Below are 13,209 nucleotides of genomic sequence, written 5' to 3'. Positions count from 1 at the left end.
GGGCGGCTTATCCCTCCCCCGACAGGTCCCGGCGCGCCTTTTCGAGTTCCTCGGCATAGCGCCGCATCAAATGGCCCTCGGTCAGCAGACCGAGCACGATGTGGTCGGCGAAATCCTCGACCACGGCCAGTTCCTCGGCGCCGGCGCGCTGGAAGGTCTCGGCGGCGGCCTGCACGTTCATGCTCGGCACCAGCACGGCATCCTTGTACCGGGCAAGATCGCGCACCGTCGCCTCGCCTCCGGAAGGATCGCTGTGCAGTTCGGCCACGATCAGCACGCCGACATACTCATCCCCCGGATCGACGGCGATTACGCGCTGGGCCGACCCCAGCGGGAATTCCTTGCGGAAGGCGGCCAGCGTCGTCGACGCATCGATGGTCTTGATATCCTTGCGCATCATCGAGCCGACGGTCAGGCTGCGCATCCAGCCGACATCGTGGGCGCTGCGGATCGTCTCGCCGCGCAGGTGGAAGCGCCAGGTGGAGAACGAATAGCCGAAGGTCTCGCGCACCAGGATCGCCGCCATGATCGAGGCGGCCAGCACCACGCCGGTGAGCGTCAGGTCGCGGGTCGATTCCAGCGCCAGAAAGGTCATGGTCAGCGGACCCCCGACGACACCGACGGCAAGCGACGTCATGCCGACGACGGCGGCGACGGAGGGGTCGATGCCAGTGGCCGGCGAGACGAGCGCCATGACACCGGCAAACGCCTTGCCGAGCAGCGCGCCGAGGAACAGCGAGGCGAAGAACAGGCCGCCGCGAAAGCCCGAGCCCAGCGAGATGGCCGACGCCGCCAGTTTCAGCACGAAGACGCTCGCCACCACCGCCAGCCCGTAATTCATGGCGAACTCGCGATGCAGCGCGCCGTGGCCGCTGGACAGGACCTGCGGCGTGATCAGCCCCAGGAGCCCGACCAGGACACCGCCGATGACGGGGCGCAGCGAGGCATCGACCGACAGCCTGTTGAAACCGCGTTCGATCAGCGTGACCAGTTGCATGATGGCGATCGAGGCCGCCCCGCCAAGCAGGCCGAGCAGCAGGAACGGCACATATTGGCTGGCGGTGAGTTGCGGCAACCCTGAGAGCTCGAGCGGAAACGGCACGCCGCCGAACACTTCCGCCGTCAGCGAGGCGGAGATCGCCGCGGTCATGACCGGTGCGACATTGGCGACCGAGTAGATGCCGATGACCAGTTCGAAACCGTAGAAGGCGCCGGTCAGCGGCGCATCGAAGGCGGCGGCTATGGCGCCGGCGGCGCCGCAGCCGACCAGGATGCGGACATCGTTGCGGCGCAACCGGAAGGCGCGCGCCAGCCGCGAGGCGACGCCGGAGCCGACCTGCGTATAGCCGGCCTCCAGGCCGACCGAAGCGCCGAAGCCGCTGGAAATCATCGTCTGGACGACGATGATGAAGGTATCGGTCAGTGACATGCGCCCGCCATAGAGCGCGTTGGCCTCGATCGGGTCGACCGGCGTGCGGAATTTCCGAAGCCTGAGCCAGACCACCGATATCCCGAGCAGGATGCCGCCGATCGCCGGGATCAGTGCCTGCATCGGATCGGCAAGTGAGAACATGCCGGACAGCCGGCCGCCGGGCTGGACACCGAACAGAAGCCCGTGCAGATCCTGCACGATCTGGCTCATCGCGGTGACCAGCATGCCTGCCATGACGCCGACAACGCCCGCCAGGATGACCACGGCAATGCCGCGCGCCTCCAGCAGAGGGATTGACCTCAGAAGCACCGCGCGCAGCCGGCGGGCGTAGACTTGGGGTTGGTTTCTGGAAAGCACGGGGCGGCTCGCCGATATCAAAGGCAAAGGAAGACCCGCCTGATACGCCGGGCGGCACGTCGTGACAACCACAATGCCGACATCGAAGGCGCCAATATGGCCGCGATGCCGCCAGCCTTTCCAGCCCTGGATCGGAAAGCCACCGGCGCGGTGGTCAATCCGGGATCGTCAGCGGGCCGCAATCGTCGTCGGCAATGAAGGTCGCCAGCAGTTCGGCCGGCTCCGTCGTGCTGGCATTCTCGGCGAAGAGATGGATCGCCCCGGGCGGCTCGAACCATGTTTGTCCCTGCGCATAGGTGCCGACGGGGCCGCCCGCCAGTTGTGAACGCAGCGTACCCTTCAGCACGAAGGCGCTGACCGAGCCCGGATGCCGATGGCGGGGCGTATAAGCATTTGGAGGAAATGCGACGACGACCGTGGTGATCGACTTGCCCGGTACGTTGGGTAGCCTTTCACAGGAGACAGGCGTGACGACCATCTTGGGCCGTGCGGCGGAGCTACCCTCGGCAGCGCCTTCCATGTTCATGTGCGTTTCCATGCCGACCGGCTCGACAGCCATCAAACCCGGACCGGTCCACTTGGCCGCCAGCGCGAACAGAACCGCGACGGCACTGACGGCGATCAGGGACTGGCCGGTCCGCAAACGAGCTTGATGGGTGATCATGTCGATGTCTCCGAGCGGATTGGTTCAGGCGGGCAAGCGGAAATCGGCGCGCCAGCCGAGTTCCTCGGCCGCCTTTCGCGTCGAGACGGCCTCATTGGATTCGGCAATGTTGAAGATGCCTGGCGCGCCCTTGTCCAGTGCAAGCAGCGCCGCATAGGCAGCCGCATCGACATGCAGCGGCGACGCGCCGGCGGGCGTGTCCGCTCCTGTTCCGGGGCCGTAGAGCTGGCCATAGCGCAGGACGATGCCGGCGAATGGTGCATTGAGCACGGCCGTTTCGAGCGCGATGACCCCGCCGACGCTGATTCCGCGATTGCCGCTCGCGCCGCTATCCAGCGGATCGGCCTCGGCATGCGGCTCGGAGCCTGGCGCGAAGGCCCAGGCGATGCTTTGCGCCACCATGCGCCTGACGCCGGATGCGACGGCCGCGGCGACCAGATTGCGTGTGCCCTCCTCGCGGATGCGGGCGTTGCCCACGACAGCTTCGGCCATGCGGCTCGGGTCCAGGCCTGCCGGCAGGTCGGTCAATTGGTGGACGACGATGTCGGGGCGGGCAGCACGCATCGCCCGCGACAGTGCGTCGGCATCGAACACGTCCACAACCGCTGGCTCGACGCCAAGGGTCCCTAATTTGGCGGCTCTGTCGGCATTGCGCGTAGTGCCCGTCACCTGATGGCCGGCGGCCAGGAGTTGCGGGATCAGCCGCTGCCCGATGGCGCCCGAAGCGCCGGCGAGAAAAATCCGATAGGCCATCGTCATCGTCCTTGCTCTGCTATAATCTCAGGGTTCGAACAACATATAAGAGCTCTTACATCATGCGCAAGCCAGATCAACATGCCTCGGTTCCGGCTCCGGGCGAAGGCAAACGCGGCGAGCAAGGCTATCTCGGCTATCTCCTGCGGCAGGCCGCCGGCGCGCATCGGCTGAGGGTCGACCGGGCGCTGGCCGACCTCGGCGTGACGCAGCCGCAATTCGTCACGCTGACCATGCTGGCGGCCTATCCCGGCCTCTCCAACGCCGATCTTGCCCGGCTGGCGCTGCTCACCCCGCAAACGCTCAGCGTCATCGTCACCAATCTGGAGCGCGCCGGCTCGCTGCTGCGCAAGCCCCACGCCGTACATGGGCGCATCCAGCATATCGAGCTCAGCCCCAGTGGACAGGCGCTGCTGCGGCGATGCCGGGACCGTGTGCATGCGATCGAGACCGAACTGGCCACCGGTCTGTCGGCGTCGGAGGAACGAGCCGTCAGGCGGTGGCTGGTCGGCGTTGCCACCGCCGATACCGCCGAAACCTGATTGCTTGCTGGCGGCTGGCGAGGCGCCGGACCGTTCAGGTCGGCATGGGTTCGCCGGCCTCGTAGAGCACCAGATTGCGCTCGCCGATGCCGAGCCCCGGCCAGCTCGCGCGCCAGTCGGCGATGTGCGGCGAGCGGAAATGCGCATCGAGTGCCGGCCGGTCGCGCCATACCTCGGTGACCCGGATCAAGCCGGGATCAAGCACATCCTGCGCGTAGGAATATTCAAGGCATCCGTCCTCGGCGCGGCTGGCGAGAATCATGCGCTCCATCACCGGCCTTGCCTCGTCGAGCCTGCCGGGCGGCAGGCGGATCGTACCGATGATCAGCAGCATGGATAGTCCTTCGCGAGAGAGTCGATCCGGCCACTCTCCCACCCTCGCGCAAGCTTGGCCAGCTACCCTCGCCGGGCTGTCGCATGCTCGGCAGCCCTATGGGTTCGAGGACGAGAATGGCGATCAGCGAAAGCATCCAGCCCGGCGCGGTGGCCAAGAACGGCCGCGACATCTTTTTCGCGCTCGGCATCGTCATCATCCTGGCCGTGCTGTTCCTGCCGATCCCGGCCTTTCTCATCGACATCGGGCTGGCCTTCTCGATCGCGCTTTCGGTGCTGATCCTGATGGTGGCGCTGTGGATCCAGCGGCCGCTCGATTTCTCCTCGTTCCCGACCGTGCTGCTCATCGCCACCATGCTGCGCCTGTCGCTCAACATCGCCACCACGCGCATGATCCTGTCGCATGGCAATGAGGGCACGCACGCCGCCGGCTATGTCATCGCCGGCTTCTCCAAGCTGGTCATGGCCAGCGACTTCGTCATCGGCCTCATCGTCTTCATGATCCTGATCGTGGTGAACTTCATCGTCATCACCAAGGGTGCCACCCGTATTGCCGAGGTGGGCGCCCGCTTCACCCTCGACGCCATCCCCGGCAAGCAGATGTCGATCGACGCCGATCTCTCCGCCGGCATGATCGACGACAAGACCGCGCAGCTGCGCCGCCGCGAACTGGAAGAGGAATCCTCCTTCTTCGGCTCGATGGACGGCGCCTCCAAATTCGTGCGCGGCGACGCCATCGCCGGCCTCATCATCACCGCCATCAACATCGTCGGCGGCATCGCCATCGGCTACATCAGGCACGGCATGGGCATGGGCGAGGCCGCCGACGTGTTCATCAAGCTGTCGGTCGGCGACGGTCTCGTCACCCAGATTCCGGCGCTGATCGTCTCGCTCGCCGCCGGCCTGCTGGTGTCCAAGGGCGGCACCCGCGGCTCGACCAACCAGGCCGTGTTCGGGCAGCTCGGCGCTCATCCGCGCGCGCTCTATGTGGCGGCCGCGCTGCTGGTTCTGCTCGGCCTGATGCCCGGCCTGCCGCTGTTCCCGTTCTTCGCGCTGGCCGCCGGCATGGCCGGCCTCGGCTATGTCATTCCGATGCGCCACAACCGGGCGGTCGCCGAGGCCGAGGCGCTGAAGAGCCAGGAGAAGGCGACAAAGGCCGAGGAAGAAAAGAACTCGGTCAAGGCCTCTCTCGCCACCGCCGAGATCGAACTCCTGATCGGCAAGCAGCTTTCGACCCGGCTCCTGGTCTCGCATCAGGAACTGGTCTTCCGCATGTCCAAGATGCGCAAGAAATTCGCGCAGCAATACGGCTTCGTCGTTCCGGAAGTCCGCGTCGCCGACGACTTCGCCATCCCGCCGAAAAGCTATCAGATCAAGGTGCATGGCACCGTGGTCGCCGAATATTCCATGCGCGTCGGCGAGATCATGGTGCTGCTCGGTAACCGCGACATACCCGAAATCCCCGGCGAGGAGATTCGCGAGCCCGCCTTCGGCATGCGCGCCTATTCCGTCATGGAAACCTTCGCCGAGGATCTGAAGCGCGAGAACTTCACCTTCGCCGACAATATGTCGGTGCTGCTCACCCATCTCTCGGAAGTCATCCGCAACAACCTGCCGCAGCTGCTCTCCTACAAGGACATGAAGGCGTTGCTCGAACGCCAGGACCAGGAATACCGCAAGCTCGCCGACGAGATCTGCACCACCCACATCTCCTATCCCGGCCTTCAGGCGGTGCTGAAGCTTTTGCTGGCCGAACGCGTCTCGATCCGCAATCTGCATCTGATCATCGAGGCCATCGCCGAGATCGCGCCGCATGTGCGCCGCACCGAGCAGATCGTCGAACATGTGCGCATCCGAATGGCCCAGCAGATCTGCGGCGACCTCTCGGAAGGCGGCGTGCTCAAGGTGCTGCGCCTCGGCAACCGCTGGGATCTTGCCTTCCACCAGAGCCTCAAGCGCGACGCCAAGGGCGAGGTGCGCGAGTTCGACATCGATCCGCGCCAGTTGGAGGAGTTCGGGCAGGACGCCACCAAGGCGATCAAGAAACATCTGGAAGCCGGCGAGCGCTTCGTGCTGGTCACCGCGCCCGACGCTCGCCCCTATGTACGCATGATCATCGAACGCCTGTTCACCACGCTGCCGGTGCTCTCCCACGTCGAAATCGCCAAGGGCGTCGAGATCAGGGTGCTCGGGACCATATCGTGAGCGTTCTCTCGCAGGCCGTCGTCATCGCGGCGTTCCTCGCCTTCTGCCGCATCGGCGCCTGCTTCATGCTGATGCCGGGCCTGTCCAGCGCCCGCGTGCCCGTTCAGGTCAGGCTGTTCGTGGCGGTCGCCGCCACCGGCGGTCTGCTTGCCTTCCTGTGGGACAAGATCTTTCCCTTCGTCGATCCGCGTCCGCAGATCCTGGTGCCGATGATCATTTCGGAACTGCTGGTCGGCGGGCTGATCGGCGCCATGACCAGGCTCTACATGGAAGCGCTTCGCTTCATGGGCTCGGCCATCGCCATGCTGATCGGCTATGGCGGCTCCGGCGGGCCGGCGATCGAGGAGCCGGAGCCGCAGGCGGCGCTCGCCGCCATCATTTCGTTCTCGGCGCTGCTGATGCTGTTTGTCTTCGACTTCGACCACGAGATCGTCCGCGCCCTGGTGGCGTCCTACACGGTCGCACCGGTCAACGTCTTCTTCAACCCGCAGGCAGCGCTGGTCGACATCACCGACACCGTGTCGGACACGTTCTTCCTGGTCATCCGCCTCGGCAGCCCGTTCGTCGCCTACGCCATTCTCGTCAACCTGACCATCGGCTTCGTCAACAAGCTGACCCCGCAGATCCCTATCTATTTCATCTCCCAGCCCTTCGTCATCGCCGGCGGCATGCTGATCTTCTATTTCGCCGTCGGCACCATGCTGTCGCTGTTCGTCGACGGCTTCGTCGACCTCACACTGGCGAGGTGAAATGAGCACGCGCAAGGATCGTCTGAGGAAACTCGTCAAGGTGCAGGAACAGCTGAAAGCCCTGCACGAGACCCGCCACGCCACCTTCGTGGCCGCGGCAAACGCCGCCGAGACCGAGGCCCGAGAATTGATCGGCCATTTCGACCAGGACAATTCCCTGTCCGGCCTGTTTCCCGATCTCTATCATCGCCGCATCGCCCAGGCCGTCGTGCGTCAGGAAGAGAGCCTGGAAAGCGCCAGGCAGGAAGCCGGCCTCATCGCCGCGGCAAGCGCCCGCACCAACATGGTGGAGCGCGCCTACAAGGACGTGCGCAACCGCGACGAGCGCGAGAGATCAGACCGCGAGCGGCTGGACCTAATCGCGCAGAAGCGTGGCGAGGAGTAGCGTCGAACATCATGCTGGCCTACTCCAAGTTGACTGATTGATGGCACGACGTGAATGACCGTTTGCGCCGATGTCAGTAGCAGAGGGCGACTCCGCGATCGACCATAAACAGACCTACGGCGTCCGGACGCATAAGTTGCACAGAAATGGCTGCTGGGAACCCTAATGCTACCGGAACCAGGAGGGAACTGGCTGGTAGCCAAAAGACTCTCAATTTGCAGCTGCTTTACTTCCCGAGGCCACCCCTTTGAACACGGACAACGAATCTACTTGATCAAGCATTGAGCACATCTTGTTAGGAGAATCGAAATCAAAGCCCATACACTTCACATCAGCAGCACATGCCAATACGCAGTCAGCATATGTGCTGGTGATGTTCGAGTATGAATTGCCTACTACGACAGTGTTTTTGTAGAAAACGAGACTAGAGTATTGAACTTTGTTCGCCACGGCCTGCTTGACGGCCACAGCAGCATCGGGAGCTCTCACTAAGACCGATGCGTCTCCTTTCATGAAACATGCGGAGTGTTTCTTGTCATAGGTGATTGCCTGACACCGGTTGTCGCCCTCGCATTGGATTTGGCATTGCTCGAATGAGACATTCCAAACAGGCATGCTCGGGAGGTCGAAGCCCATTGCATCCCAGCCATCCTGAACAACGAGCTTCTGGGCTTCCTCGGCACGGCCAGGGGGCATATTATAGTCATTGCCGCTGAACGTCCTGTTGTCGAGCCACGCACATTTCGATGCGAGTTCCAGAGCCGATGCATCATTCAGGCCGATGGATGCAAGTGTAGCCAAGGGCGCCGCGGGCGCTTGGGGGCGATCAGTAGGGGAGGGTCGGTTTGCTAAGTCTACGTTTACATCGACGCCATTTACTATGCGACGTGTGTAGCACCATGCACGATCCCATGTCGGGTCGTTCTCGTCGCTAAAATGGTGGCCAGAAACCAATGACCAGTGCGAACCTCCCCAGTCTATTTCCCGCGTGAGGAACTTGTTGAAGTCTTCAGTCACGATGTCAGGTTTAGGAGCCGGCGGGGGCGAGGCAACCTCCGACCTAGGGGCTGGTTCAGGGATGGGAATCGTTGTCCGTTCCGTCTTGCCCTCCGAGACTGTCTCTTTGGGCGCAATGTTATCGGTTCCCTTATGATTCCGAATGGTATCTACGGTTGGTGAAAGTCTGAACTCACGCCCGAAAAATAACGCCGCTCCATAGCCGATGCCGACGGCGGCGACCGCTACTGCAGCCCCCGTCATCATCCTGCGGAAGGCATTTGCCCGTGCTATCTTGTCATAGGCAGCTGCCTCAGCCTGCAGAGTCGGGATAGCCGCCTGCTTCACGACTAAGTCAACGGCTCGCTCGAGAAGCTCCGTATTATGCCTGACCAGCACTGTTGCGACCACCTTTAGCGGCCACTTTGACGAGATCGACGACCTCTGGTGGCAAATCCTCGTTTAGCGCCTTTCGCAGGGCATCCGGATCGTCGGTGAGGATGGGTACATAGAGAATTTCCTTCACCACCTTTTCAACAGGAACCTCAACGCGTTTCTCGACCTCCCTGTCGACGGAAACTTCAAAGGGCACTTTGATCGTACGAACCCGGCGCCATCGCCACCGTAAGAGCAATCGTCGAACCAGACGCGACAGCGGGCTCTCAGTACGACTTTCGGCTTGTGCAGCGATACGCTGCAAACCAAGAGCCACCATGGCAGTGATTGGGCCGGCCAATCCTGCAATCACGGCGAGGGAGCCGAACCAGATTGCAGAGACTCTCCCCGCTTGAGGCTCACTCACTTCTTCCGGCTTTTCGCCGTACCAGCGGGCTGCGATTCGTCGAATCTGGTCTGTCCTGGCGAGCGGGATGCGCTTCTTCTCAAGTTCGCTCAACTGCTTTGCTATCTCGTCTCGCCGCGCTTGATTGGCAGCTAGGGTACTAGCTTTCGAAGCTTCCGCCGTCTGTGCTGCTGACAGTGTCTCCCTCGCCTGATCGAGCCGGCGCTCCCAATCTGCAGTTATTGCATCAAGCGTCTTCTCAAGGTCGCTTCGTCGGCTCTGGAGCACCTGTCTCTGGTCTGCCGTCATCTTTGGGCTTTCAAGCCTCAAACGGTCGAAATCGCTTCGAGTACCCGCGATCTCTTGATCGACAGCCGCGATTTGCGATTCATACTTTGCCTCGATCTTAGCGCGAGGATTGGCAAGTTTCCCAATCTCGTCCTCCCAGCGCTTTGCCGAAGCTGTGTCGCCAGTTTCTCGGGCGTCTCTAATCCGCTCCACGTAACTGTCTCGTTGCCTTTCAAACTCCTCTACTGCTTGCTGAACTCGACCATCTCGCTCGGCAACTAGGTCCACTCGTCTTTGCTCTTTCTCCCGGACCTGTTCTCGTGCTCTGGACGCTTCTGGCGTTAGAGCAGTCGTCGCTAGAAGTTCGGTGTCGACGTCTGCGATACGGCTTTGAATTTCCTTCCGAGCCTTATCGGCAAGCGCGCTGATCTCTTCCAGATCCGCTCTGGCTTTGGCGGCCTGATCTGCTTGCTTTGCGAACTCGTCTGCAGCGTCAAGCTTCGCATTCTCTCTGGTGAGCGAATCGATGCCGTCGGCGAGTTCTTCATATTGCAATTCGCGGAGCGTGCCAGCGCGCTCCAGCCCCAACAAAACTGTCTCAAAAGTGATGCCTGCTAGAAGTAGGAGAAACACCAAGATCACAGGCTTCCACAGCCAGGACACGCTATATAAAAGTGTGGCGATTGGAATCTTCGTTAGCTCAGCGATGGAAACGATAAAAAACGGGGCACTGGCGAGAATAAGGTCCATCGCCGTGGCAGATTGACTTGCTTCGAAAGCTTGAAAGCCCAAAACAAGGCCTGTGGCTAATCCAATAATCGACGCTATGATCTCTAATGCCCATGCGCCACGATATGTCCACTGGCCATAGCTGGCCAGCTTTTGGCTCATACTTGCGTGCATCAGGCGCCCCGTCTCCCCAATATCCCCAAGCCATATTGTCATCTTGAATGAGCAATTGCATCAAAAAACACCGTCGACGCGGCTAATATCCGTGAAATCGAGAAACACCGTTACTTTCCGAGATAGCTATCGGATGTGCAACCCGACAGCCGCAGGTGCAAGTACATGCCACGGGATCTGCCAAAGACAATCGAGTATACCCGTCCCGTGAAAATTCGGTTTGACATGCAATCGTTTAGCAAAGCGTTTCGCTTGCAACTCGGCCGCCATCCTGATCCAACCTGCCGTTTCATCAGCAGTCGCCGAGACCATTGGGCCTCGTCGCAGGAGCATTTGCGCCGAGGCTCACAGAATAGCCTTGTGACTGAACTTGATGGCCAATGATGCCGATGGCCTGGTTGGTGGTAGGCTGAGTACCCTCCGCGTGCTCGGCGTGCTAAACTGATGCGCGAAAGATGGCCATAAACAAAGCGCACTTCTGGCGGCCAAGCTTACCGATGTTCCGAACGCGGCCTAGCGGACACCGCAATGGCACCTTCTGGACAGATCGTTCTAGAAACTGGACCGCGTGCTTTCAGCCTAAAGGCGACACCAGAACGTCTGCTCGGGAAGCGCCACTCGTAGCGCGAAGCAAACAACCGAACCACACTCCAGCATCTCCTCACCCTCCGCAAGCCTGCCACAAGCTTGTTGAGGCATGGTCCTGGCTAAGGAAACCCGGCAAAAGGCGGACTTTCTTGGCGATTTCTCCACCCAGCGACATCGTGATGGATGTCGCCCGAGCTGCCGATCCGATGGATATCGAGGCTGCCCGCGCCGCGCTGACCAAGCGCGCCGGCGGCGTCGCCGGCACGTTTTCGGTCGACACCGCGGCTTCTGTCGATGCCGGATCGATCCTGTCACGCGCGACGGCCGACAAGGCCGCCGCCACGGCCGATCCTGCCAAGAAGTTCAAGAAGTTCGAGGCGATGGTCTTGCAGACCTTCATCCAGAACATGCTGCCCAAGGACACCGAGGGCGTCTACGGCACGGGTCTCGCCGGCGACATGTGGAAATCGCAGCTCGCCGAGCGCGTCGCCGACGTCATGGCCGATCGCGGCGGCATCGGCATCGCCAAGTCGCTGCTCGCCGACCACTACATGGACGGCAAGCGCAAGGTGCCGATCGGCCCGGTCTCGAATGGACCGGAAAAGACCGAAATCGACACGCAAACCCGTCTGTCCACCTCGCTCGTCCAGGAATTGCAGCGCAAGGCCGCCAGGTCGATGACCGGCGACGAGACAACCATAAAAACAGACATCAAGATCTAGACTGGGAAACACCATGGCCGACTCTTCCGAATTCACCGCCAACCTGCCAGCACGAGCGACCGCGCCGGACACACCGGCCCCGTTCGCTCGGCCTGGAAACCTTGCCGCCATCATCGGCCGCATCGAGGAGGTGGTCGAGGAAGAGACCGCCGGCATCCGCAGCGATACAAGCTATGACCTCAAGGCGTCGAACGCCCGCAAGAGCCGTTATCTCTACGAGCTCACCCGCGCCATGAAGGGCGGTAGCGAGGCCGAATTCCTCGAGCAGCATCGCGAGGGCCTGACCCGGCTGCGCCAGAAGCTGGCGAAGAACGAGGCCGCCATCCTGGCCCATCTGAGCGCCGTCAACGAGGTCGCCGGCCTGCTGCGCAGCGCCATCCAGCGCGCCGAGACCGACGGCACCTACTCCGCCGGCGAATTCGGCAGGCCGAAAGGGTAGAGCGCGGCGATGCCGGGCCCGGGTTCAAAATGATCAAGGTCATCGCCATAGCGGTCTGGATCTGCGCCGCCACGCTCGGCGCGGTGTTCTATTCGTTCCAGGCCGCCGGCGAACGCGGCGTCGGCGAGAAACCCAAGCCGATGCTGGGTGGGCTGGACTACGTCAAGACCGACGTCATTTCGGTGCCGCTGATCCACAATTCAAAGATCGACGGCTACTTCCTGGCCAAGCTCGTCTATACCGTCGAGCCGGAGCAGATAAAGAAGCTGTCGATCCCGGCCGAGGCGCTGATTACAGACGAGGTCTACAGCTATCTCTACGCCCATCCCCAGATCGACTTCACCAAGAAGGCGACGGTCGACCTCGATGCCTTTCGCGCCGCCATCCGCGACACGATCAACACACGTGTCGGCGCAACCCTGGTGCATGAGGTCCTGATCGATCAGGTCAATTTCCTGAGCAAGGATGAGATCCGCGACAACTGGCTGCGCCGGCGGCAGGATGCCAGCACCCCCGCGACCGAGACGCCTAAGCCGGTCAGCGCGCATTGAGCCATCGGCCGTCGGGCCGGCGCCAGCGGTCCCGATAGCAGTCGGCGCCGGGGCCGATGCCCGCAATTTGCGTTGACGTAAACGTCAATCCAAAGCTATATGCGGCAGCGATTGTAATCGCCTCAGAGGCATGGGCTTCGGCCGGACCGAAATGCCCTGCGCGACAGAATGCAACCAGACAGGAGAACAGCGTGAGCGTTCAGGAGATTGCCGAGAAGATCAAGTCGCGCGTGGCCAGCAGCGGGTTCGATCGTTCCGTGAAATTCGACACCGGCAGCGACGGCGTCATCGTCATCGACGGCGCAACCGTCTCGACCACGGACGCCCCTGCCGACTGCACCATCAAGCTCTCGCTCGACGATCTGGATTCGCTGATCGCGGGAGACCTGAATCCGACCATGGCCTTCATGACCGGCAAGATAAAGGTCGAAGGCGACATGACCGTCGCCATGGCGCTGAGCCAGTTGATCGGCTGAACGGACGTAGCCGCCAGAGGCGGCTTTGAGATGACAAAACGCCGC

The 13,209-nt window shown here is 62.1% G+C and carries 14 protein-coding genes; 8 read left to right on the top strand and 6 right to left on the bottom strand.

Annotation, left to right across the window (positions count from 1 at the left end; all coding sequences use genetic code 11):
- Positions 1-7: 7 nt before the first annotated feature.
- From EN824_RS14580 to EN824_RS14570, 3 genes are all read right to left on the bottom strand, one after another.
- On the bottom strand, positions 8-1,789 hold the full coding sequence (locus EN824_RS14580) for a chloride channel protein (RefSeq protein WP_127869883.1): 1,782 nt from the start codon (positions 1,787-1,789) through the stop codon (positions 8-10).
- A 154-nt stretch (positions 1,790-1,943) separates the two neighbouring features.
- The gene (locus tag EN824_RS14575) at positions 1,944-2,453 is read right to left on the bottom strand and encodes a cupin domain-containing protein (RefSeq protein ID WP_135932416.1); all 510 of its coding nucleotides are present in this window, start codon (positions 2,451-2,453) and stop codon (positions 1,944-1,946) included.
- Between the two features lie 24 nt (positions 2,454-2,477).
- The gene (locus tag EN824_RS14570) at positions 2,478-3,206 is read right to left on the bottom strand and encodes an NAD(P)-dependent oxidoreductase (RefSeq protein WP_135929285.1); all 729 of its coding nucleotides are present in this window, start codon (positions 3,204-3,206) and stop codon (positions 2,478-2,480) included.
- 62 nt (positions 3,207-3,268) lie between these two features.
- On the opposite strand from EN824_RS14570, the gene EN824_RS14565 reads away from it, so the two are divergent.
- Positions 3,269-3,748, top strand: coding sequence for a MarR family transcriptional regulator (locus EN824_RS14565; protein WP_127281171.1), 480 nt, complete (start codon positions 3,269-3,271; stop codon positions 3,746-3,748).
- Positions 3,749-3,782: 34 nt separating this feature from the next.
- Here EN824_RS14565 and EN824_RS14560 read toward each other — a convergent pair whose 3' ends face one another.
- Positions 3,783-4,082 (bottom strand): putative quinol monooxygenase, encoded by a 300-nt coding sequence (locus EN824_RS14560; RefSeq protein ID WP_127281170.1) that lies wholly within the window; start codon positions 4,080-4,082, stop codon positions 3,783-3,785.
- A 116-nt stretch (positions 4,083-4,198) separates the two neighbouring features.
- On the opposite strand from EN824_RS14560, the gene flhA reads away from it, so the two are divergent.
- From flhA to EN824_RS14545, 3 genes are read left to right on the top strand one after another with little or no spacing between them, the layout of a single operon-like run.
- Positions 4,199-6,286: a flagellar biosynthesis protein FlhA gene (gene flhA / locus EN824_RS14555; RefSeq protein ID WP_127869888.1), complete on the top strand. Its 2,088-nt coding sequence runs from the start codon at positions 4,199-4,201 to the stop codon at positions 6,284-6,286.
- Positions 6,283-7,035, top strand: a complete 753-nt coding sequence (fliR, locus tag EN824_RS14550) for a flagellar biosynthetic protein FliR (RefSeq protein WP_127275865.1) — start codon at positions 6,283-6,285, stop codon at positions 7,033-7,035. Before flhA ends, fliR begins: the two co-directional genes overlap by 4 nt.
- Before the next feature lies 1 nt (position 7,036).
- The gene (locus EN824_RS14545) at positions 7,037-7,420 is read left to right on the top strand and encodes a hypothetical protein (protein WP_127275864.1); all 384 of its coding nucleotides are present in this window, start codon (positions 7,037-7,039) and stop codon (positions 7,418-7,420) included.
- Between the two features lie 210 nt (positions 7,421-7,630).
- Here the strand turns inward: EN824_RS14545 and EN824_RS14540 are convergent, their stop codons facing one another.
- Complete coding sequence (locus EN824_RS14540; RefSeq protein ID WP_135932415.1) at positions 7,631-8,764, bottom strand: PAN domain-containing protein; 1,134 nt, start codon at positions 8,762-8,764, stop codon at positions 7,631-7,633.
- 34 nt (positions 8,765-8,798) lie between these two features.
- The gene (locus EN824_RS14535) at positions 8,799-10,388 is read right to left on the bottom strand and encodes a hypothetical protein (protein WP_127869891.1); all 1,590 of its coding nucleotides are present in this window, start codon (positions 10,386-10,388) and stop codon (positions 8,799-8,801) included.
- A gap of 737 nt (positions 10,389-11,125) precedes the next feature.
- Between EN824_RS14535 and EN824_RS14530 the strand changes: the two genes are divergently transcribed.
- From EN824_RS14530 to EN824_RS14515, 4 genes are all read left to right on the top strand, one after another.
- Positions 11,126-11,698, top strand: a complete 573-nt coding sequence (locus EN824_RS14530; protein WP_189343702.1) for a rod-binding protein — start codon at positions 11,126-11,128, stop codon at positions 11,696-11,698.
- 13 nt (positions 11,699-11,711) lie between these two features.
- Entirely contained in the window at positions 11,712-12,137 is a 426-nt protein-coding gene (locus EN824_RS14525; protein WP_127275861.1) for a hypothetical protein, read from the top strand.
- 29 nt (positions 12,138-12,166) lie between these two features.
- Positions 12,167-12,688 carry a hypothetical protein gene (locus tag EN824_RS14520; RefSeq protein ID WP_127275860.1) on the top strand — a complete coding sequence of 174 codons (522 nt, stop codon included), beginning with the start codon at positions 12,167-12,169 and terminating at the stop codon, positions 12,686-12,688.
- Positions 12,689-12,879: 191 nt separating this feature from the next.
- Positions 12,880-13,164: an SCP2 sterol-binding domain-containing protein gene (locus EN824_RS14515; protein ID WP_027144782.1), complete on the top strand. Its 285-nt coding sequence runs from the start codon at positions 12,880-12,882 to the stop codon at positions 13,162-13,164.
- Positions 13,165-13,209: the final 45 nt, after the last annotated feature.

The sequence above is a fragment of the Mesorhizobium sp. M8A.F.Ca.ET.181.01.1.1 genome (genome assembly GCF_004792025.1).
GTDB lineage: Bacteria > Pseudomonadota > Alphaproteobacteria > Rhizobiales > Rhizobiaceae > Mesorhizobium.
Note: the sequence above shows the minus strand (reverse complement) of the source record. Positions and strands in the feature narration are given on the sequence as shown.